The sequence below is a fragment of the Flavobacterium ginsengiterrae genome, assembly GCF_039539785.1.
Classification (GTDB): Bacteria; Bacteroidota; Bacteroidia; order Flavobacteriales; family Flavobacteriaceae; genus Flavobacterium; species Flavobacterium ginsengiterrae.
The window spans coordinates 1,137,213-1,161,038 of the sequence record NZ_BAABDU010000003.1 but is presented as its reverse complement, the minus strand read 5'-3'; the positions used below and the strand labels follow the sequence as shown (position 1 = coordinate 1,161,038).

Annotated in this window: 14 protein-coding genes and 1 riboswitch; of the genes, 2 read left to right on the top strand and 12 right to left on the bottom strand. The window is 32.3% G+C overall.

Annotation, left to right across the window (positions count from 1 at the left end; genetic code table 11):
* Positions 1-53 precede the first annotated feature (53 nt).
* The 9 genes from ABD859_RS07910 to ABD859_RS07870 form a co-directional block, all read right to left on the bottom strand.
* Positions 54-1,226: a trans-sulfuration enzyme family protein gene (locus ABD859_RS07910; protein WP_345142577.1), complete on the bottom strand. Its 1,173-nt coding sequence runs from the start codon at positions 1,224-1,226 to the stop codon at positions 54-56.
* Positions 1,227-1,330: 104 nt separating this feature from the next.
* A complete protein-coding gene (locus ABD859_RS07905; protein ID WP_073408333.1) occupies positions 1,331-1,756 on the bottom strand; it encodes an OsmC family protein in 426 nt (141 codons plus the stop codon).
* A gap of 205 nt (positions 1,757-1,961) precedes the next feature.
* Complete coding sequence (thrA, locus tag ABD859_RS07900; RefSeq protein WP_345142573.1) at positions 1,962-4,376, bottom strand: bifunctional aspartate kinase/homoserine dehydrogenase I; 2,415 nt, start codon at positions 4,374-4,376, stop codon at positions 1,962-1,964.
* Between the two features lies 1 nt (position 4,377).
* Positions 4,378-5,361 carry an alpha/beta fold hydrolase gene (locus tag ABD859_RS07895; RefSeq protein WP_345142570.1) on the bottom strand — a complete coding sequence of 328 codons (984 nt, stop codon included), beginning with the start codon at positions 5,359-5,361 and terminating at the stop codon, positions 4,378-4,380.
* A 77-nt stretch (positions 5,362-5,438) separates the two neighbouring features.
* Positions 5,439-5,547: riboswitch (SAM riboswitch) on the bottom strand.
* Positions 5,548-5,737: 190 nt separating this feature from the next.
* Positions 5,738-5,929: a hypothetical protein gene (locus ABD859_RS07890; RefSeq protein WP_345142567.1), complete on the bottom strand. Its 192-nt coding sequence runs from the start codon at positions 5,927-5,929 to the stop codon at positions 5,738-5,740.
* A gap of 546 nt (positions 5,930-6,475) precedes the next feature.
* The gene (locus ABD859_RS07885; protein WP_345142564.1) at positions 6,476-7,564 is read right to left on the bottom strand and encodes a homoserine dehydrogenase family protein; all 1,089 of its coding nucleotides are present in this window, start codon (positions 7,562-7,564) and stop codon (positions 6,476-6,478) included.
* Between the two features lie 216 nt (positions 7,565-7,780).
* Positions 7,781-9,085 (bottom strand): O-acetylhomoserine aminocarboxypropyltransferase/cysteine synthase family protein, encoded by a 1,305-nt coding sequence (locus ABD859_RS07880; protein WP_345142562.1) that lies wholly within the window; start codon positions 9,083-9,085, stop codon positions 7,781-7,783.
* 55 nt (positions 9,086-9,140) lie between these two features.
* Positions 9,141-9,329: a hypothetical protein gene (locus ABD859_RS07875; RefSeq protein WP_345142558.1), complete on the bottom strand. Its 189-nt coding sequence runs from the start codon at positions 9,327-9,329 to the stop codon at positions 9,141-9,143.
* Between the two features lie 418 nt (positions 9,330-9,747).
* Positions 9,748-12,594, bottom strand: coding sequence for a TonB-dependent receptor plug domain-containing protein (locus ABD859_RS07870; protein ID WP_345142555.1), 2,847 nt, complete (start codon positions 12,592-12,594; stop codon positions 9,748-9,750).
* A gap of 531 nt (positions 12,595-13,125) precedes the next feature.
* Between ABD859_RS07870 and metK the strand changes: the two genes are divergently transcribed.
* A complete protein-coding gene (gene metK / locus ABD859_RS07865) occupies positions 13,126-14,376 on the top strand; it encodes a methionine adenosyltransferase (RefSeq protein WP_345142552.1) in 1,251 nt (416 codons plus the stop codon).
* 156 nt (positions 14,377-14,532) lie between these two features.
* Positions 14,533-16,308 (top strand): DUF4153 domain-containing protein, encoded by a 1,776-nt coding sequence (locus ABD859_RS07860; protein WP_345142549.1) that lies wholly within the window; start codon positions 14,533-14,535, stop codon positions 16,306-16,308.
* Positions 16,309-16,364: 56 nt separating this feature from the next.
* Here ABD859_RS07860 and ABD859_RS07855 read toward each other — a convergent pair whose 3' ends face one another.
* The 3 genes from ABD859_RS07855 to ABD859_RS07845 form a co-directional block, all read right to left on the bottom strand.
* A complete protein-coding gene (locus ABD859_RS07855) occupies positions 16,365-18,593 on the bottom strand; it encodes a hypothetical protein (protein ID WP_345142547.1) in 2,229 nt (742 codons plus the stop codon).
* A gap of 176 nt (positions 18,594-18,769) precedes the next feature.
* Entirely contained in the window at positions 18,770-21,010 is a 2,241-nt protein-coding gene (locus ABD859_RS07850) for a hypothetical protein (protein ID WP_345142544.1), read from the bottom strand.
* A gap of 94 nt (positions 21,011-21,104) precedes the next feature.
* The gene (locus tag ABD859_RS07845) at positions 21,105-23,792 is read right to left on the bottom strand and encodes a carboxypeptidase-like regulatory domain-containing protein (protein WP_345142541.1); all 2,688 of its coding nucleotides are present in this window, start codon (positions 23,790-23,792) and stop codon (positions 21,105-21,107) included.
* Positions 23,793-23,826 lie beyond the last annotated feature (34 nt).

Sequence of the window (23,826 nt, the reverse complement as noted above, 5' to 3'; positions counted from 1 at the left end):
TCGTTTTTATATAAGTCTGAGTTCAATCTAAAATCTGAACTCTAAAATCAAAATTATTCAAGCGCTTGCTTTAAATCTGCAATTACGTCTGCTACGGTTTCTAAACCTACAGAAACACGAACCAAACCTTGCGTGATTCCAACCGCTAATTGATCTTCTTCAGATAATTTGCTATGTGTTGTTGATGCCGGATGCGTTACAATCGTTTTAACATCACCAATATTTGCCGAAAGTGAACATAGCTTAATTTTGTTCAGGAATTTTCTTCCCGCTTCCAGTCCGCCTTTAATTTCGATCGCAATAATGTTACCGCCTAAAAGCATTTGTTTTTTGGCAATTTCATATTTTGGATGTGATTTCAAGAATGGATATTTCACACTGTTTACATTCGGATAGCTCTCTAAAAATTCAGCTACTTTTAATGCATTTTCGCAATGTTTCTCTACACGAACCGATAAAGTTTCTAAACTTTTTGACAAAACCCAAGCATTAAATGGCGACATTGCCGGCCCTGTATTCCTTGAAAACAAATATATTTTACGAATTAATTCTGCATCTCCAACTGCAACTCCTCCTAAAACACGACCTTGACCGTCTATTAGTTTTGTTGCAGAATGAACCACAATATGCGCACCATATTTAATTGGCTGTTGAATATACGGCGTTGCAAAACAGTTATCAATGATTAAAATCAAATTGTGTTTTTTTGCAATTTGCCCCAATAATTCTAAATCAATTACATCTACACCTGGATTTGTAGGCGTTTCAGCATAAAGAATTTTAGTGTTTGGTTTAATGAAACTCTCAATTGTTTCCGGCTTATTGATATCAAAATACGAAGTTTCAATTTTCCATTTTGGAAAATATGTCATGAACAATGCATGAGTAGAACCAAAAACGCTTCCTGCAGAAACGATATGATCTCCTGATTCTAACAAAGCTGCAAAAGTCGAGTAGATTGCCGCCATTCCGGTTGCAAAAGCATAACCTGCCTCAGCACCTTCCATTGCACAAACTTTATCTACAAATTCTGTTGTGTTTGGATTACTGAATCGAGAGTAAATATTACGAACTTTTTCTTCTGTAAAAGAAGCTCTCATATCCTCAGCATCTTCAAATATAAAACTTGATGATAAGTACAAAGGAGTTGAATGTTCCTGAAATTGTGTTTTTTCTAAATTTGTTCTAATGGCTTGTGTTTCAAAACCAAATTCTTCTGTATTCATTGTGTTGTTTTGTTTTTTGTTTCAGGTTTCAAGTTTCAGGTTGTTTACTGAACTTGAAACTCAAAATCTTTAGAGAAATTCTCTAATTGACTAATTTTCTAATTTTACAAAGCTTCGTTATTTAAAACTACTTTGTATTTTATTGTTGCTGTAGGCTCAACTGTTTTCGCCACTGAACAGTATTTCTCAAAAGAAAGCTGTGCTGCTTTTTTAGCTTTTTCTGGATTGATTTCTCCTTCTAAATAGAAAACCACATCGATTTCTTTAAAAGGTTTCGCTTCTTCTATTTGAACTCTTGTTCCTTCAACCTCAGCATTAAAAGAAGTAATTTCCTGACGCTGTTTCTTCAAAATAGAAATCATATCGATAGCACTGCATCCTGCAACGCCCATTAACACTAATTCCATTGGACTTGCACCTAAATCGCTTCCGCCAAATTCAGCTCTGCTGTCAACGTCAACTATATGTCCGCGCTCATTTTTTACTTTGAAATGAAAAGCGTCATTTACTCTGTTTAAGGTTACTTTCATTGTGTTGTTATTTTTTTGTTTTGTTGTTTTAATTGAATTTCTCGCTGTTTTGTCATTTCGACGAAGGAGAAATCTCCACGACGATATTCCGCACACATTGGAAATTCTTTGTAGAGTTTCTTGCGGAGATTTCTCCTTCGTCGAAATGACAAACTGTGGCGAAAACTATGCAAAAAATCTAAAATCTACATTCTAAAATCTAAAATTACCCTTTATCAGATAATCTTAAAATATCTCCAAAAACGCCTCTCGCTGTAACAGCAGAACCTGCACCGGCTCCTTGAATAACGATTGGACGATCTCCGTAAGATTCTGTGTAAATTTCGAAGAATGAATCAGAACCTTTTAATCCGCCCAAAGCGGTATCTGATGGAACTGAAACTAATTTTACTTCTAAATTTCCTTTATCATTTTGCAAATCACCAGACAATTCACCAATGTATCTTAACACGTGATTTGGCTGTTGTTCTGCTTTTATTTTAGCGTAAATTGGGTCAAATTCTTTTAATTTCGTCAAGAAATCAGCAGCGCTTCCTTCACGTAAATGCTCAGGAATCAGGTTTTGAATTGAAATTTCTTCAAACTCATTCTGTAAATCTAATTCTCTTGCCAAAATCAATAATTTTCTACCAACATCGTTTCCGCATAAATCCTCACGCGGATCTGGTTCTGTATATCCGTTGTCAATTGCTTCTTGTAGAATTTCGCTGAATGGAGCATCTTTTGCAGAAAAATTATTGAATAAATAACTCAATGTTCCTGAGAAAACTCCTTTTATTTTCGTGATATTTTCACCAGAAAGATGCAGTAATTTTATGGTATCAATTAACGGTAATCCTGCACCAACATTGGTTTCGTATAAATAATTCTTTTGATTTTCTGCCAATGCTTTTCTCAATTCTTTGTAAAAACCGTAGCTTAATGTATTGGCAACTTTATTTGAAGAAATCAAATCGAAACTGCTTTCTACAAGCGGAATATAATTTTCAACGAAAGATGCGCTTGCTGTGTTATCTACCGCAATTAAGTTCTCTAAATGATATTCGTTTGCATAAGCAATAATGTCATTCAAAGTATAAGCTTCACCTTTGGTTTCAATGTCATTTTTCCAGTTTGAAGTTACGCCATTTTTATTTAAAAGCAGTTTTTTAGAATTGGCAATTGCAAAAACATTCAGTTTAACATCTTTACGTTTTTCAATCGATGAAGCCGATTCCAGAATTTGATTAATCAAAGTTCCACCTACTAATCCGTGGCCAAAAATGGCGATGTTGATTTTTTTAGAAACTCCAAAAATCTCTCCGTGAATTACGTTCAAGGCTTTGTTTAGTTCTTCTTTTTTAACAACTAAACTCACGTTTTTACCAGTAACAGTGTTGTTGAATAAAATAGGAACAATTTTGTTTTTAATTAAAGCTGTGTAAGGTTTGTGGAAAGTACTTAAATCCTGACCAATGATTGAAATTACAGATACGTTATCGGTTACTGTAATCTGGTTTACATCTTTAGAATAAAAGTCATTTTCGAATTCTTTTTCTAATTCGACCATTGCCAGAGTTGCTTTGTCTTTTGCCACAACAAGTCCAATTCCTCTTTCTGAAGAACCCTGCGAAATAATGCTTACGCTGATGTTGTGATCGCCCATAACTTTAAAGATTCGGGCATCGACTCCGGCTTTTCCAAGTAATCCGCGTCCTTCAAGATTTACCAAAGACACGTTTTCTAAAACAGAAAGTGTTTTAATTCCCTCTTTTTGAGAATTTGAAGTAATTAATGTTCCGTGGTTTTCGTGATTGAATGTATTTAAAATACGAAGCGGAATGTTCTTTTCTAATAACGGAATAATGGTTTTTGCATGAAGAATTGTTGCTCCAAAATTAGCCAGCTCATTTGCTTCATTAAACGACAGAAACTCGATTTTTTTAGCATCAGCTACTAAATCCGGATTTGCTGTATAAATTCCGTCAACGTGCGTAAAGTTTTGTAATTCTTCGGCATCTAAATAATTCGCAATTAACGAAGCTGTGTAGTTACTTCCGTTTCTTCCTAAAGTAGTTGTGTCGTTGTTGTTGTTTGAACCAATGAAACCTGTTACAATATTTACCGTTTCGCCGTTATGCAATTTGAAATAATTAATTACGTTTTTCTTAGAAAGCTGTTCTAAAGGCTGTGCATCACCAAATTTAGAATCTGTTTTTAATAATTCTCTTGTATCAACAAAATTGGCAGGTATTCCTTTTTCAACTAAAATAGAAGTCAATAATTTAGCCGAAAGCAATTCTCCTTTTGATAAAATCTGATCTTTAATTTTACTGCTGTAATCTCCAATTAAGCTTACACCTTCAAAAAGTTTATCAAGAATATTAAATTCTTCTGATAAATCTACCTGCGGATAATCTGATGTTTGGTATGCTTTAAAACTTTCTAAAAGAGGTTTGTAGTTTCCGTTTTTTGCAGCAATTCTTAGAATATCTTCTAATTCATCTGTTGCATTACCGCGGGCAGAAACTACTACGGCAATTTTCTCGCCTTGATTTACTTTATCTGAAATGATCGAAACTACTTTGTTAAGTCCTTCTCCGTTTGATAATGATTTACCTCCAAATTTTAATACTTTCATTTTATTTTGCTATTGTTTCTGCCTTAAAAATATCGGCAAGTAAATGATCTAATTGTTTGTACTCGATTAAAAAAGCGTCATGTCCGTGAACCGAATCTATTTCGCTGTAAAAAACATTGTTTTTAAATTTCTTTAATTCATTGTAGGTTTCCAGATTTTCTTTTGGCGTAAAAAATAAGTCTGAATTTATAGCTACAATATGAATTGAAGCATCTGATTTGGATATTAACGTTTCGAAATCCTCACTATTTCTCGTAATATCTATGGTTTTCAGCAATTGGTTCATCAATTTGTACGATGATAATTGGTAGCGTTTTTGAAGTTTTTTACCGTGATGCGCCAGCCAGCTTTCAATATTAAAAATTAAAAGATCCTGATTGATTGTTCTTTGAAATTTTTCTTTGAATGATTCCGGCGAACGATAACACAACATGGCATGAATTCTGGCATCTTCAATTGGTTTTGAAGAATTATTCAGGATTTGTTCCTGCAAGTAACAATTGGCAATCATCCAGTCAGTCGATTTCCAATCGGTTGCAATAGGAATTAAATGTTCTGTAATATTTGGCTCCAAAGCCAGGATTTCCCACGCAACGCCTCCGCCAACAGAACCGCCAATAATAGCAAATACCTGATTGATATTTAATGTTTTTAAACCTTCAATAAAAATTTTAGCAATATCTCTGGTTGTAAAATCCTGATAATTTTCGATTATAAAAGAATCTGTTCCGTTTCCTGGAACATTAAATGCCAAAACAGTAAATCTATTTGTATCGATGGTTTTACCGTCTCCAATTAAATCACTCCACCAGCCGTTCTCGCCGGTTACCTGTGCATTTCCTGTTAAAGCGTGATTTACCAGAACGATTGGTGCTGCATGCAGAGGCTGGCCTGCAAGTGTAAAACTTAAAGGCAATGATGAATATTGTGCACCACTCTCAGTGATGAAATTATGAATTATAATGGGACTTGGTATATTTTCCAATTTCAAATCTTTTTATTTTTGATTTGTATGTGGAAATATTAGAAAGAAAGTCTAGAGTGAAACTAGAAAAATTCTTGTTGTTATCTTTCCACGTTTGGGTGTGGTAGAATGCAGCACCTTCTTCGAATTAACGAAGGGTTGCTAAGGATTCACAGGGTCTAATCCCTCCTCCTTTCTTTATAACATTTTCAATACGTTTTTGAACTTAACGGTGCAAATTAACTACTAATTTCTTAAACTAACAAATTTTATCGAAACTGATTGCTCAATTTCTTAGATATAATTCAATCAGAAACTATTGTACGCACAAAATTACCGAATGTTATATCCAGTAATATCATGCAGGTTTTACCCTAATTTTTGTGTGCTTTTCAATTTAGATGAAAAGGGTTTCATTTTCTTTAGAATACATCAAAAATAATAATGAATTTGGTGTTTTTTTCTCCGCTTTTTTTCCTGTTTCAGTTATTCCGAAACTTGGGTGGATTAACTCATTTGTTGGCGGCGGATTGTTTCTTTCTATTTTGTTTCTGAATAGTTTTTTTCTTAAGTATGTAATTGCACTCATGATATTTAAGTTTAAGTTAGTTTATTTTTAAATCTTTATATTTTCTTTAATTCTTTGTTATAGCAGCCAAAAGGAATAAAAAAACCCTTTTGGATTTTTAATACCAAAAGGGTCTAAGTTTTTATAGAACTTATATATACTTTTAGTATCAACAGACGCATACACAAATACGTGCGACATTGAACATTTTGTTCATCTGTAGGGACTTATTCATTTGCGATTTGACTGTTATTTGAAAAAATTTCTGCATTTATTCTTTTTGTAAGCTTTTTTAGACTTGATTATGATCTAAAAGCATTTAATAATTTTAACAATTATCTGTCTGTTTTTAACAGACCTTACTTGTCTTACAAATTTGCGAATATTTTTTCAATATTCCAATTTACAAAAGCTTATTTTTTCTAAAAAAACGTTAAAAAACAGCTTTTTACCGCTAAAAAACATCTTACAAATTTACTTTTTGAATTAAAGAAAGTCAAATCTTACAAAAAAATATCTAACTTTCTGTTTCAATCTATCAAAGAACTAACTAATATTGAGATCCACTTAGAGCCAGACTGCCTCTTTATTTTTTATTTTTTCAGCAACTTTTAAAATATCTGTAATTAAACCTCTTGAAATTGCTTGTTTGCACGGAGATGCACTTTGAAGCACAATTGGAGTACCGGCATAAGATTGTGTGTAAATTTCAAAAATAGAATCTGATCCTTTTAACTGGCCTATCGCAGAAGTTACAGGTTCTGAAACTAATTTTACTTCTAAAGTATTTTTTTCGACATTAAATTCTCCAATATATCGTAAAACATGATTTTCTTTTTGGGCAATCTTAGCAATTTTAAACGCTTTATCGATCGCGTCTTTATTTAGTATGCCATTTTTCTCTAAGTGTTCTTCTTGTATCAGAGCATTTATTTTAATATCTGAAAACTCAAATTCTTTCCCTATTTCTCTTGTCAGGATTAAAAGCTTTCTGGCAGTATCATTTCCCGACAGATCTTCTTTAAATGTTGATTTCATCAGTCCTAAAAGACTCGCATCTTTTAAAATGGATGAAAAAGAATTGTCTTCGGCAGAAAAACGATTAAAGACATAGCTTAGATTATCTGAAAATACGCCTCTTATTTTTGTGATTTTTTCGCCGGAATAGTATAAATCTCTTAAAGTTTGCAAAACAGGAATTCCTGTATCGACTGAGGTTTCATATAGAAACTCTTTGTCGTATTTTTTAAGATTTTCTCTCAGCTGTTTATACAAATCGATTGGAAGTGTATTAGCTTTTTTATTTACGGCTACGATATTAAATCCGTTTTCGATTAGTGTATTATAATGTCTAACCAATTCATCACTGGCCGTTGCATCGACTGCAATTAGATTTTCAAACTCGTTTTCTTTGGCAAATTCAACAATATCCTCAACTCTAAAAGGAACTGCCAATTCTCTAAAATTAGTTTCCCAGGAATAACCAACTCCTTCTTTTTCAAAAAAAGCTACTGTAGAATTGGTAATTATTGGAAAATGAAAATCAACATTTTTGCTTTGCAGAAAAAATTCCTGACTTTCGATGATTTGATTAATCAAGGTGCTTCCTATATTTCCTATTCCAAACAGGATAATATTTATTTTAAGCTTTGACATAATTTTAATTTTTAAAATATATCTATGTTATTGAAACCATATAAGTAATTTAAGTTCATTTAATTCATAAAACATGCACTGCAGAGCGCCTCAACTAAAATGGACTTATAGTACTTATATGGTTTATTTTTTATCTCTAGTGCTTTTTCATAAAAAATCACCTCTAGCAGAACTCAAACCGCTAAAGGCAATTTTTCAAACAAAAAACAAAAAAACCTAATTTTTATTGATGCTGTACTGCGATTGGGTTACGCTTTCAAAAACCGCTTGTAAATCAGCAATTAAATCTTCAACATCTTCTATTCCAACAGAAAGTCGGATTAAATCTTTTGAAACTCCTGTAGACAATTGATCATCTTCAGACAATTGCTGGTGAGTTGTGCTTGCCGGGTGAATAATCAGCGATTTGGTATCGCCTATATTGGCTAAGAGAGAGAACAACTTTGTTTCGTCTACTACTTTTTTAGCAGCATCAAAACCTCCTTTTAATCCAAATGTAATAATACCGCTTTGGCCTTCTGGAAGATATTCTTTTGCTAAATCATAATATTTATTGTTTTTTAGACCCGGATAATTTACCCAGACTACCTCATCTTGTTTTTCTAGCCATTCAGCCAGAACCAAAGCATTTTCGCTGTGTTTTTTAATTCGGATTGGAAGTGTTTCTAATCCCTGAATAATTTGAAAAGCATTGAACGGACTTAAAGCTGCTCCGAAATCGCGCAGTCCTTCAATTCTTGCTTTTGCAATAAAAGCGGCGTTTCCTAAAGCTTCGTGATATACTAATCCGTGATATCCTGCAGAAGGTTCTGTAAATTCAGGGAATTTTCCGTTGGCCCATTCAAAATTTCCGGCGTCGATAATAACACCTCCTAATGATGTTCCGTTTCCGGAAATATATTTTGTTAAAGAGTGAATTACAATATCGGCACCGTATTTAATTGGGTTTAATAAATAAGGTGTCGCAACTGTATTATCTACTATAAATGGCACTTTGAATGCTTTGGCTTCTGCCGAAATTGCTTTTAAGTCTAATACATCTAGTTTTGGATTTCCTAAAGATTCTACAAAAAATGCTCTTGTGTTTTCTTTTGCTGCTTTAGTAAAGTTTTCTGGTTTTGAAGGATCTACAAAAGTGGTTGTAATTCCTAACCGAGGCAGTGTTACACTTAATAAGTTATAAGTTCCGCCGTATAAACTGTTTGATGCCACGATATGATCTCCGGCTCTTAATAATGTCAATAAAGTTGTAGAAATGGCTGATGCTCCAGATGCTGTTACGACAGCTCCAATTCCGCCTTCGAGCGCAGCAAGACGCTGTTCGAGAACATCGTTTGTTGGATTGTTTAATCTTGTGTAGATAAATCCGGCTTCGGCTAGACCAAATAAATTAGCGGCATGATCTGCGTTATTAAATACGTATGATGATGTTTGATAAATTGGCACTGCTCTAGTTCCTGAATTTTTAGTAACATCGTGTCCTGCGTGTAATGCGTTTGTTGCAAATTTTTGTGTACTCATGATTTCTTAGTTTTTTAATATTGTTAATACGATATATTGATATTGTGATTTAAAATTAGTTTGAAAGAAAAAAGTCTTCATATTCCTCAAGATCATACATTTGCAACAGTAATGATTTTTGATTTACATATTGTTCTAGATTTAATTCTACAACTTCTTTGATCTGTTCTTCTGATTTATTTTGGTTTTGCTGAGAATCGTTTCTCAACAAATATTCTACTGCAATTGAATTTAGTGTTTTCATGATTTTACAATTTAAAAGTGTTGAAATGAAAAAAGCCCTTTCGGATGGCGACCAAAAGGGCTTATAGCTTAACTATAACAAAGATTATCTCTTTTACTTTTGGCAACAGCAAGGTTGGATGCACATTTGCATCATACTACAACACATCATATTTTTACCCGCTGCTGCTTTCATTTTATTTTAAATTTTAATTGTTTTCTTTTTTAAACTCGACTAATTCGATAGAGTAAATGTAATAACTATTTTTTTAACTGCCAAATATTTTTTTTATTTTTTGATATTAAATTTCAATTATGAATAAAATCGGGCAGTCAGAGTTTTATTATTATTGAAATTTTAGCCGCAGACCAAAGGATTACAATGATTTGAAATCAATGCTAATTCTTAATCTCAATAATCTGCGGCTGACTTTTTTATATTAGAATTTAAAGCTTAAACGTGCAAAACCAAATCTTCCGTTTAATCCAAACTGTGATACTGCTCTTGAATAAGCAAACTGATTAGCGTTTGACAAGTCAGTACTTGGTGCCGGAGATAATGTTGGTGTTGTGTTTGTAAATGCCGGAGTTGAAGGATTATTTCTATCCGGATAAACATCTCCTATATTATTAAACCCTACAGTTGCTCTAAAATGTTCGTTAATTTGATATCCAAAAGATAAATCCGTAACTAGTTTTGCACTGTATTCAGGATGTTCGTATACAGAAGAAAAACCATCTAAATTAACATCTGTTGCTCCCGGATCTGTAACTTTTCCAAAGTAGCTGTTTCTTAAATAAATATCCAGTTTTTTAATACTGAAAGTCGTTGTTAAGTTGGCTTTTAATTTCGGAATTGCTTCCTCTAAATAGATTCGGCTTGATTCTGGAAAGAATGAATAAATATATGGATCTCCACCTGCATCAATAATAGATTGCGGTACATTTAAAGCTCCAACTCTTTTTGTTTCATTATAACTTAAAGCAAAATCGTTTCTGATTACAAAATCCTGAATTACATCATATTTTTGAGAAATAACCAAATCAATACCTTTTGTTTCAGAGTCAATTCCGTTTGTCCAGAACGAAGCTCTCTCTACTCCTTTTAAATCAAATGCCTGTTGAAACAATGTTAAAGCATCTTTTTGTGTCTGCGATGTTGCTGCATTTATCTGTGCATCTGTTGGTCTTGCATATTGTCCAGATAATACAATTCTGTCGTTGATTCTGGTGAAATAAGCATCTGTAGAAATTGTGATGTTTGCTTCCGGAATTTTAAATGTAAATCCTGTACTGATGCTTTTTGATTTTTCTGGTTTTAGATTTTCTACACCAATACTTTTTGCTGCCTGAGAATCATTTGTAAAATATCCAACCTGATAAGGAGAACCGTTAATAAACTGAGTTGAACTTGACTCAAAATATTTTTGCTGTAATGACGGCGCTCTAAAACCTGTCTGACCAGAAACTCTCCAATTTATATTGTCAGTAATTTTTAAAAGTGAAGCCAATTTAAAAGTTACTGTACTTCCAAAATCCGAATAGTTTTCATAACGTGCAGCTCCGTTAACCAGCCATTTTTCAGTTGCATTTAATTCTAAATCAATATAAGCAGCACCGCTTTGTCTGTCTTTTTCTTTAGCATCTGAAGGCTGAAATCCAGAAAACCCCTGTGCTCCTGCGCCGCGTTTGTTACCAAAGAAGTCTGTTACAATTAAAGGTGAAGTACTTGGCAGAATTCCGGTTACTAAAGCTCCATTTACATCATATAAACCATAAGAAGCTTCTTCTCCTGCTTTAATTTGATAATTTTCATATCTAAATTCTCCTCCAAAAGCAACGTTCAATCCTGAAAGAACATCCAGTTTTTTACTGAAATCTAAATTAGTTGTGCTTTGTAAAAATGAAACTTTTCCGGCATCAAAACTAGAAGGAGAATTGGTTCCTAAAGTAGCATTAATAGTATTGTTTACATCATAATTAAATGAGTTTGTTCCTAAGTTTGTACTTAAATCAGTATCAAAACCAAATACTTGTGTATTTACTCCAAGTGCTGCAGAAGCATCTAAAATTTTGGATTCAATTTCCGGTAAAAATCCGTTTTGATATACTTGTGTAAAAGTTCCTGAACCATTTGGAAGTCTGTTAAAAGCATACGATTTACCGTTTCTATATGAAATTCCTCCAAAAGAATATAATGAAGTTGTTTCTGTTAAAGGATATTTGGCATTATAGTACGCTTGTCCAGAAGCCAGTTCAGACTGACCTACACTCATATTATAATCTGCTCTCTGCTGTCCTCTGTAAGCCAGTTCATTATTAGTAACATCAAAGTTTAAAGCAGTCTGCATTTGTGCGATAGTTGTTGCAGATGCGATTGCGTTTTGCTGCGCTGTCGTAAAATAGTTTACCTGAGGCGCATACTGCTGTAACGAACTAATAATTTGTGCAGAATTTGAAGTTGTATTAATATTACTGAACAATGAATTAATTTCTACTCCATTTTGAGCTGCTCTGTTTTCTACAGCATTGTAGGCATTAAAAATTCCGTTACTTCTAATTCCTGCGCGGCTTGTTGCTTGTCTTGTTACACCAACAGCGGTAAGGTTTAAGTAACTTCCTTGTTTTCCTAAAGATGTCCCGTAGTTTAAATCAATCTGTGTTGTTTGTCCATCAGACCCTCCTTTAAAGTTATTAGACCCTGATGATAAATTAGCTCCGTACTGAACTCCACCAGAAAGATAGTTGGCGTTTTTCTTTAATACAATATTAATTACTCCCGCGATGGCATCAGAACCGTATTGTGCCGCGGCTCCGTCTCTTAAAACTTCAATTCTTTCGATAGCAAAAGATGGAATTGCATTTAAATCTGTTCCTACAGATCCTCTTCCCGGCGATCCGTTTATGTTAACCAGAGCACTAGTGTGTCTTCTTTTACCGTTTACCAGAATTAAAACCTGATCTGGCCCTAATCCTCTTAACTGCGCAGGATCAACGTGGTCTGTTGCATCTGCTGTCGATGTTGCATTACTTGTAAATGAAGGCGCAACGTAATTTAAAATTTGAGTTACACTGGTTTGCGGTGCTCCTTTTGTAATATCGGCAATATTAAAAACATCGACCGGAACCGGTACGTCTGTTTTTACTCTGTTTTTGCTTCTAGATCCAATTATAGTAACTTCTGACAATTCATTATTCTTTAAAGAATCCTGCTCGGTTTTATTATCCTGAGCATAAAGGCCTGAAAATGTCACAAGACCTAAAACGATTAGTACATTTTTTTTCATTTCTTTTTAGTGATTAATTTGTTTTTGGCTTAAAAAAAATCTTACAGGTTTATTTTTTGAACAAAAAAAACCTCTGCTTCCGGCAGAGGTTCTATATATGTTAAAAAGCTACAATAGAGTCTCTGCGGATCACTCCGGCATCTTACAAGACATCATATTGCAAATTGTAAATTTCATTTTTTGTTTTTGTTCTGATATTTTAACGAAGCAAATTTGCGAACTATTTTTTAATCAGCCAAACAAAAACTTAAAAATTTTCTATTACCCTATCAAAATAGTATACTTCTGTTAAATTTCTGCTATAAAAAATAAAAAAAGTTGAACTTTAATTTGCAAATCAAAATGGTTTTATACCTTTGCACGCGAATACAGAGGAAAAATTTGTACTGATTGCAACCTCTTCATAATGAAACGGTTCGTTATGAATGCTGAAACTAAGATTTCAGTAGTAAAAAATGCTAAAGCAGGAACTCTCCTTTAGCACTTTCAGCAATTACTTTTCCTCGCTTAATGTTAATTTAATAAATTATTATGGCTTATTTATTTACGTCAGAATCTGTTAGTGAAGGGCATCCAGACAAAGTTGCAGATCAAATTTCGGATGCTTTAATTGATAACTTTTTGGCATTTGACGCTGACTCAAAAGTAGCTTGCGAAACTTTGGTTACTACAGGTCAGGTTATTTTAGCAGGTGAGGTAAAATCAAATACTTATCTTGATGTACAACAAATTGCACGTGAGGTAATCCGTAAAATTGGATATACTAAAAGTGAATATATGTTTGAAGCTAATTCTTGTGGAATTCTTTCTGCAATTCACGAGCAGTCTGCAGACATTAACCAAGGTGTTGACAGAGCTAAACCAGAAGAGCAAGGTGCCGGAGATCAGGGTATGATGTTTGGTTACGCTACAAACGAAACAGAAAATTATATGCCATTGGCACTTGATTTATCTCATAAATTATTACAAGAGTTAGCTATTTTAAGACGCGAAAACAAAGAAATCACGTATTTACGTCCGGATGCTAAATCTCAGGTAACTTTAGAATACAGCGACGATAACAAACCAACTCGTATTGATGCTATTGTAATTTCTACACAGCACGACGATTTTGATGAAGAAGCTGCCATGCTTTCTAAAATCAAAAAAGATGTTATCGAAATCCTGATCCCTAGAATTATAGCTAAAAATCCGGAGCACGCTCATTTATTTAACGATAAAATTAACTACCATATTAACCCAACAGGAAAATTCGTTATTGGAGGACCTCACGGAGATACTGGTTTAACAGGAAGAAAAATTATTGTTGATACTTACGGTGGAAAAGGTGCTCACGGTGGTGGTGCATTCTCTGGAAAAGATCCAAGTAAGGTAGACAGAAGTGCTGCTTATGCAACACGTCATATCGCTAAAAATTTAGTTGCTGCAGGTGTTGCTGACGAAATCTTAGTTCAGGTTTCTTATGCAATTGGAGTTGCTGAACCAATGGGAATTTTCATTGAAACTTACGGAACTTCTAAAGTAAACTTAACTAACGGTGAAATCGCTAAAAAAGTAGAAGCTATCTTTGATATGCGTCCTTACTTTATCGAACAAAGATTAAAATTAAGAAACCCTATTTACAGCGAAACTGCTGCTTACGGACACATGGGACGTAAACCAGAAACTGTAACTAAAACTTTCTCTGCTCCGGGCGGAAACGAAAAAACAGTTACTGTTGAATTATTTACATGGGAAAAACTTGATTTTGTTGACCAGGTAAAAGCTGCATTTGGATTATAATAAATTCAAACGATTATTAATTTTTAAGCTTTAGAGCTAAATTTCTTTTAATCTTACTTCATAAATATCCCGAATTCTATTTGTTTAGAGTTCGGGATTTTTTACTTGTTTATTTGATTGTATTCTCTTTTCTTTGTACAAAATAACTTACTAAAAATGAGCAGACTTCCTTCATTACAAAAAGTACTTAGCACCACTAAAAAAACGATTTTCAGATTTCCATTAGAAACCCTTACAGCAATTTGCGGGACTATATTCTCTATTTTGCTCATTAATGAAAATAATTCGCAATCTGAATACTTTTACTCAAAAGCAATAATGAGCAGTTCATTATGTCTTGTTTGGTTTGTATCTGTTTCGCTCTTTTTTAGAGCTAAACACAAAAATAATATTCTTCGTTATTTAGTTAGTTTAGCTTTTGGAGGTTTGTTAACTGCTTTTGTCTTTAGCTTTCACGAAAGAGTTTCCGAAATAGAAATGCAGCAGTTTTTTGTTCTCAACTTATCTTTGCATTTATTAGTTTCGTTTGCCGGTTTTCTGCCAAGAACATACAATCAGGAAGAATTTTGGGAATTTAACAAACAGTTGTTTTTACGAATATTAACCGCCGGATTATACAGTTTTGTTCTCTATGGCGGTTTATCATTAGCCATATTAGCCATTGATAAATTGTTTAAAGTCGAATTTGATAGTAAAATTTATGGATATTTATTTGTAACAATTGTCGGACTTTTTAATACCATTTTCTTTTTAAGCGGTGTTCCCGAAACTAATAGTAAAGAAGTTCCGCTTGTATTAAAATATCCAAAAGGACTTAAGAATTTTACACAGTTTGTTTTACTGCCACTTATCAGTATTTATCTGGTGATTTTAATTTGTTATGAAGCAAAAATTGTGTTTACGCTTTCACTTCCTTTTGGGTGGGTTTCTTATCTTGTTCTGGCCTTTGCCATTATTGGAATTCTTTCGTTTTTATTGGTACATCCTGTTGCAAACGAAAGCGGTAATTTATGGATGCGGACTTTTAACCGATGGTTTTATTTCTTACTGATTCCGTTGTTAGTATTATTATACTGGGCCATTTTATACCGAATTAATCTTTACGGGTTTACGCTTCTTCGTTATTATGTTTTATTATTATCGGTTTGGCTATCTGTAGTTATTTTCTATTTCTTACTTAATAAAAATCCTAAAATAAAATTTATTCCTATAAGTATGTGTCTTGCAGGTTTATTTTCAATTGTAGGACCACAGAGTGCCGATTCTGTATCTAAACACAGTCAATTATCTCGTTTCGAAAATTATCTTAAAGAATCTGAAGGCAAAAAACTGACTTTTGAACAAGAACAAGAGTTAAGCAGTATTGTATATTTATTGTATTCAAATTATGGTTTTGAAATCATGCTTCCGTATGCAGACAAGAAATTAGATGCTCTTTATAAAAAAGATAAGGAGCCAGGTTATTCTCAAATTATGGAAGCGCTTGGCTTTAAATATCGATCTGAATATGATCGAAAAGACAACATAAGAGATTCATTTTATTATTATTCGTATGAAAACAACGAAAGTGCTATAATTGATATTCATGGTTATGATTTTATTATCAATATATACAAAAACAATCCGTTCGAGTCTAAAAATGCTTTCGTTATTGGCAGTAAAAAATATGTAATTAAAACAAAAGAACAAGATTACGGTCAGGATTTACTCATCAATGGAGATGTAATTCCTTTAAAAATTAATGATTTCATACGTTCAGAATCAAAATTTGACGACGACAATTCTAACTCGGAAATAAAAATTAAACAAAAAGTAGAAACATCAAAATACAAAGTTTTACTAACTTACGTACATGCAAACGGCTCTATTGAAAACAATAAAAAAATTCCAAAAAACTACCAGATCAAAGTAATGGTTGGAATTAAAAATTAAAAACAAAACCCCGACAAATCTGAATTTGTCGGGGTTTCTTTTATTCTATTTTTTACTTAGTAAGTTCCGTTTTGCATTTTAGCTAATACGTTTTTAATTTCTTCAGCCGTTGTGTCATCTGCATTATCGTTTAAACATTTTACAGCTAAAGTCTCCGTTGCGATTGCTTTTTCTTTTTGTCCGTCTTTATAATACAATTGTCCCAGCGTATCTAAGTAATATGGATTATTTTTAACAATGGCTAAACTGCATTCTGACCATTTGATCGCTTTTTTTAAATAATCTGAATACTGTGGGTTTTGTACCGTAAGCCATGCTGTATTATTTAACAGGTCTGAATGGTATCTTTTAAATGAGTTCCAATCAAAATAACGCGAATCATCACCAGAAAAGAGATTATTTAGTGCTACTATTACATTTCCTCTTTTGTCTGACAAAAACTTCTCGTAGTAATTATCTAATTCTTTAAGCAAAAGAACTTGTTTGTTTGAATTGGCATTTGCCCCATTTAATAAATAATAAAAATAGTTCCTTTGACATTCAAAACTTGCTTTTCCAGTATTTATAAGTTTTTGACAAACAGAAATAATTTTATTTTCGTCTTCAACTTTATTATTACGCAGGGCATTAAAAATAATATCACTTAAATTATTGTATCCGAAAGCCTCTGGATTTTCTTGATACCAAACTTTATATGATGCATCTACATCATCAAAATGGTTAATTAGATAGTCAATTGAAAGATAATCAGTAGTATTCATAACTTTGTTTTTACTAAAAACAGCTCTTGTCCACCCTTTATCTCTAATTTCATTTAAAATGATATTTGCCAATTTTAAATTAGTCGTTTTATCATTTAGATGTGTTTCAATAATTTTTTTCCAGATTTGATTTACTTCGTTATCATCAGCCTGGATTTTTAGAACTTTAAAATCTTTTATATTAGGATCTGTACTATCATAATCATTGTCATAATCATAATAATTGTAAGGTGAAGTTAAATTTATAACCAAATCAAATGCATTGATAAGGTCATTATCCAAGGATTTTTTATTTTTAACAACTTTATTAAATTGTATGATTGCATCTGCTTTTACAACTTTTTTAAATAAATCAGAAGAATTACTTAATCTATAAGAAATGTCGTTTAAATTTACATTAGCCGAAGCTAAAATAACACCGTCCTGATTAAGAATTAAAACTGCCGGACCAGCCTCAGAGATTTTATTAGATTTTAACCATTTTTTATCATAGTCAGAAACTAAATAATAATTGTACAAATCATATTTAGCATTATAACCGTCTTGCATTTGCCTGCTCAAATCGTTTTCCTGATCGTTTATAAAAGCATCAAAATCTGCTTTTGCTGTGGAACTTTTTCCGTCTGAATAAACTACTAGAAATTTATTTTTTGCTTCTTTAGTTACAGATAAAGCAGCTGCTAAACTATTTTCAATTTTTAATTTAAACTTAAAACTGTTAAGATCTGTCGAGTACTTTTCTGCCAACGTTGAATCCATTGCAGGAGTATTTTGTAAAGAATCATAATCGTTATTCTGATTTATTGGTTTTCCAGGATAAGTCCAATCAAGAACAATTTGATTTTCAATTGCAGCAACTTTTGGCTTTTCTTTTACTTCAACAAAATCTTTTTCATTTACAAGAGTAAATGAATTTTGGTCATACGTATTAAAAACAATTCGATTCATCTTTTTGTCGAAATAACCTTTAGAATCTTTATCTTCTATGTTTTTATTTGGTATAATTTTAATTTCAGATACATCTTTAGGAATTTCATACTTCGAAACTCGTGTCCTTCTTGTTTCATAATTATAGCCTTCTACTGCCAGATACAAATAATCAGCTTTGTCAATTCCAAATTTTACTTCAAAACTATTTGAATCTGAACCATTTTTTTTCTGAATATCCGTTATTTTCTGATAATTAATTGGTCCATTTCCTTTTTGAGTACCTATGTAATAAGTAAAATAGTAATCATTTGAAAAATTAATTTTAATTTTTTTCGCATTTTTTTCTCTTTTAAAATCGAGATTAAAACTTTCTTGATTTGCATCTTTTTTAAAAAGGGTAATAGAATCTCCTTCTATTTTATATTTACCTCCCTCCATGATCAGGTAATAATTATTATTATCTAATAAATCCAATCCTACTGAGCCATATTTGTCAGCAGACAAGTAAACACCTTTTACCGCATTGTTTGTTTGCGAAAAAGACGAAAAAACTACTGTAAGGGATAACACAATACCCCATAAAAAACTACGCATGCTTTAATTTTATATTATTAATATTAAACGCAAAGGTATTTGATTATCAATCCCTAAAGGATTAAAAATATGTTAATTTGTAATCTAAATACTACTTTTTAGATTCTTTATAAATAAAGGGCTGTCTAAAAATTTTAGACAGCCCTTTTTATTGCTTTATAATAGTTTTACGACTTTTAGTAAGTGCCGTTTTGCATTTTAGCTAAGACAGCTTTCATTTCTGATGCTGTTTCTTCTTCAACTTCATCATTTAAATATTTTACAGCTAAAGTCTGGGTGGCAATTGCTTTTTCTTTTTGTCCGTCTTTATAATATAACTGACCAAGAGTATCTAAATAGTACGGATTGTTTTTAGATATCTTCAAACTATACTCAGACCATTTAATTGCATCTTTAATAAAGTTTGAATTCTGAGGTTTTACTACAACTGCCCAAGCTGCATTGTTGCAAATATCTGAATGGTAATCTTTAAATGAATTCCATCCGTCATAAGAATAGCTTGAACTTGAATCTAATCCTGAAAAAATAGCATCTAATTTTTCTATTGGACTTGCCCCTGCCAAAGTCGCATCAAAATAGTTATTAAACTCTCTTAAATATGTTGTGTTAGAACCGTCATTATCTTCAATTTGAGCTAAATAGTAGAAATAATTTCTATACGCATCAAAATTCCCTTTTCCGGATGCAATGATTTTTTTATAAACAGAATTAACTTTCTCTTTATTTATTTCTCCTGTTACTCCATCCTGAGAAGCATAAACATTTTGCTGTAAAGCATTAGAAACTTCAGATACTGCGTTTCCTACAGTATGAATCGCTGATTCGTCGCTTTTATATGCTGTACGATTGTTTTCAATTTCATCAGAATGTTTTAACAGATAATCAATTGCTAAGAAATCAGTATCGTTTAAAATTCTGTCTTCGTTAAAAAGCTGTTTTGTAAATCCTTGATTTTTGATTTCCTTTATAATGGTTTCAACCAAAACCATGTTTGGTTTGGTATCTTTTTGATGCGCTTCAATTAATTTTTTCCATAACTGAGCTACTTCTTTTTTATTTAGAGTTGGTTTTGTGATTACAAATTCAGTAGAATTAGGGTCACTAACTGTAGATTCTAAATCGTAGTCATATGAATATTCTAATAAAGCCCCTTTATTAAAAGCAGTGATTAAATCTGCATCACTTGCTTTTTTGTTCTTTAATGTTTTATCAATTGAAACAAAAGCATCTGCACGCTGTAATTTTCTGTAAAGATCTCCATAATAGCTAAATTGGTATTGCTGTGCTGCTAAATCAGATTTGGCAATTCCTAAAATATCTCCCTGAGAATTTAAAATAAACAAACTTGGATCGTTTGTTATTTTGTTATTTTTCAGCCATTTTTTATCGTCGGCTCCAGCCAAATAATAATTATAAACATCATATTGAGCATTGTAGGAATCGTACATATTGTATCCTGTCTGTGTTTCCTGATCTTTTATAAAAGTGTCAAAACCTTCTTTTGCTGCTTTTTTGCTGTCATAATAAACTACTAAAAACTTATTGTTCTTTGCTTCTTTTGTTGCAGCAAGTGCTTTTGTTAAGCTGTTTTCAATTTTTAATTTAAAGTCGTATTTTGAATAATTTGGAGAGTAAGCAGAATCGACCGCCACAGCAACACTATCAGTTGGATATAAGCTTGAATTATCGTACGGTAATGAACTTAGTTTTCCTGGATAAGTCCAGTTCATTATAGTTTGTTTTTCTACAGGAACAACTGTTGAAACTTTTTCAGGCTGTACATTTTTTTCGTTTACAAACACTAACGCATCTTTTTCTGACAGTTCATAAACTTTAAGTTCATTTGTTTTTCTGTCGTAAAATCCGTTAATATTCATAGTACCTAAAAGTTGTAAGTTATAATCAACTTTTATTTCAGAAACGTCTTTTGGAAGAGCATATTTGCTTACATCGCTTTTTCCGTTGTAATCTTCATAAACCAGATATAGAAAATCTGTTTTGTCAATTTCAAATTCTACATCAGTTTTTGTCCATTCCGGATCTACTTTCGTTTTAATATCAGAAACTCTTTGGTACTGAACAGTTTCAGATCCTTTTTGAGTTCCTACATAAAATGAATAATAAGAAGGATTTATAAAATTAATCTTGATTTTTTTAGCTTTTTTATCATTTTTAAAAGTAAGATCAAATCTATTTTCTGCAGTAGCTTTTTTTGTAAAAACTAATGAGTCTCCTTTTATTTCGTAATCGCCGGTATAAAAGACTAATTCGAATTTATTATTATCTAATAAATTCATTTTTATTTTTTCGCCTTTATTTGTACACAAATAAGTTCCTTTTTCAAGACCATTTGTTTGAGCAAATGAAACAGACATTCCGGCAAATAAAAGTGATACACCCCAAATAAAATTGCGCATGACTAAGTTTTTTGTTTGTTAATAATATAGCGCAAAGATATTTGATTCTTATTTAAAGAAATCATAAAAAATCATAAAATTTGCAGTCAAAATACTACAAATTGTATTTCATTGAAAATATGATATAACGAGGCTGCACTGTATATTGTGAAACTCTTGTAGAAAACTGCGAAAAGCTGTCGTCGTTAAGAAATTTTGTATTTAATAAATTGGTTGCAGAAACTTTATATTCCCATTTACTGTTTTTCTTTTGGTAAATCAAACTGGCGCTTAAAAAATCATATTCGTTATCTACTGTTTTATTTCCGTTATAATAATGGTAGAATTCATATTCTGAAACGAAAGAAAAACTATCTAAAAAGTAATAATCTAATCTTGCAAAAGGTTTGTCTGTATAAAAGGTAGAACCGCTGTATTTGTTTACCAGCAGATTGTAGCCAAACTCGATATTAGGAAGTTTTTTGTAATTAGTTGAAGCTCTTACGGTATAGCTCTGTACAAAACTTTCTGTTGTGGCTATTTTTTCGTTTTGAATGTTATTGAATTTTGACCAGTTAAGACTTGCACTTGCCGATGCTTTATAATTTTTAAGGAAAGAACGTCCGTAAGTTCCCATTCCCGAAAAAGTTTCATCGGCTAAATTAGAATTATAAGGAACAGAAGTTTGATTAATTCCGTCAAAATCAGCTTTAGTTTTTACGGCATCTACTTTTCTTGTATAAGTTGCGTTGGCAAAAATATTCTCAAAATTGAACATATTATATTTGAAATAACGAAGCGAATGCACTTGTGAAGTAGCATTTTCTAATGTCCTGTTTCCATGAAACAAACTGCTGTAATCAGACAAAACTTTTCCTGCTGCTAATTGATTAATATCTGTAAAATCGTTCGTTAAAGAGAAATTATACGTCAGTGTTTCAGATTTTTTTATTTGATATAAAGCAAAGAAATCCGGCAGCACTTTTACAAAATTTAAAGAATAATTACTTCCTAACTGCTCATTTGTCATTTGATACGTATGTAAACTAACGCCGGGCGTAAACGTAAATTTTCCGGTTAGAATTTTATAGTGAAGACCTAAAAACGCATCGTTAAAATTATAATTTACATCGTTATTATTCGTCGAATCGTTCAGATCATTTCTGTCTCCGTTATCTAAAATCTGGAAAATATGAGAATTAAAATTCTGATGCGAATACGTATTTCCAATCGTAACATTGATATTGCTTTTTGGCGTTACCATATAATAGTAATCCAGTTTGGCATCAATTTTATTGGTTTTTACAAATCGATTCTGATTAAGATCGTTTCGGTTTTGTCCAGAAGTGTACCCCAGCAAATCAAAAGGCTGTGTTCTTAAATTGGCATTATAAAACGGATTTTCATCCTGATATAAATGCTGCATTTCAAAAGCAAAAACATTTTTATCGCTCTGCGTATAATACAAACTCAAATTTTGGTTTATAGAAGTTGGGTCCTGCTTTTTGGCTGTAAAAATACTTTCGGCATCAGAAACATTATTTACAATCGATTCGCGAAGTAAATCTGTATCTTCATTTTGTTTTGATAATTTGGTTAAAATGTCATAATCAAACTGAAATTTCGTGTTAGGCTTATAAGTTGAACTTAATTTAAAAAGTCCCAAATTATTTTTTTGATGGGTTTGTTCGTCTCTCTTCTGCTCATCTCCAGAATCCAGAATCGTAGTCTGGGATTTGGTTTCTAAATCTGTTTTTGAAGAAGAAAGAATTCCAAAACCGCTCAAAGTCCATGCTTTTGTAGGCGAATACGAAAAGTTTGTGGCTCCAAATTGAGTCTCAATTTCTTTAGCCCGATTGTTTCGCAACACCGAAATTCCCAAATCATTCGATGAAACATTAAATGCGCTTCCTCCTTTTTTCATCATATTTTTAAACCCTCCGGTAAACTTAAAATAATCCTGAGCCGTAAGTGGCAGTTCGCCAATATTATTAAAATTGGTAATTAAATTAATGCTGTATTTTGGGCTGTAATAAAACAATTTCGGGTTTATAATATAACGGCTGTCAAGTTCTGCAACGCCAATTCCGGCAGTTACATCGCCAAACCAAAAGTTCTTTTTGCCATCTTTCAGCTTAATATTCATCGCGACATTTTCCTGATCGTTTTCAAGACCTTTTAATGCGCTTACTTCATTAAAGTTTCGTAAAACCTGAACTTTATCAATAGCATCTGCAGGAATATTTTTAACACCGAGTTTCGTATCGCCGTCAAAAAAGTCCTTTCCTTCTACCATTAACTTGCTTACTTTTTTTCCTTCAACCTCAATTTCACCATCAGCATTTACCTCAACACCCGGCAGTTTTTTAAGGACATCTTCCAGTTTTTTTTCGGTTCCGGATTTAAAAGAATCGGCGTTGTAAACAATCGTATCGCCTTTTATAGAAACCGGCATTTCACGAACGATTTCAACACCTTCAAGTTCAATTCCCGCGCCGTCCATAACAATATTCTGCGCTATGTTTTCTGTTTTAGTTACAAGGGCAATTTCTTTCGATTTCATGCCCAGATAACTTACTTTAACGGTGTAAGAAGTATTGGGTTTTAAAGTAAGCTGAAATTTTCCTTTATCATTCGTAATTCCGTACGAATCCATTGCTTTTGTTGTATTGTTTACAGCCATAATATTGGCCATTTCCAACGGATTTTTCTGCTCATCCTGAATAAACCCATCAAAACGAACACTTTGAGAAAATGAAATAGAAGTAATTAAAAAGGCGAAGAAAAAATATAATTTATTCATTAAGAAAAACTTAGAATGTAGATAATAAAGAAAT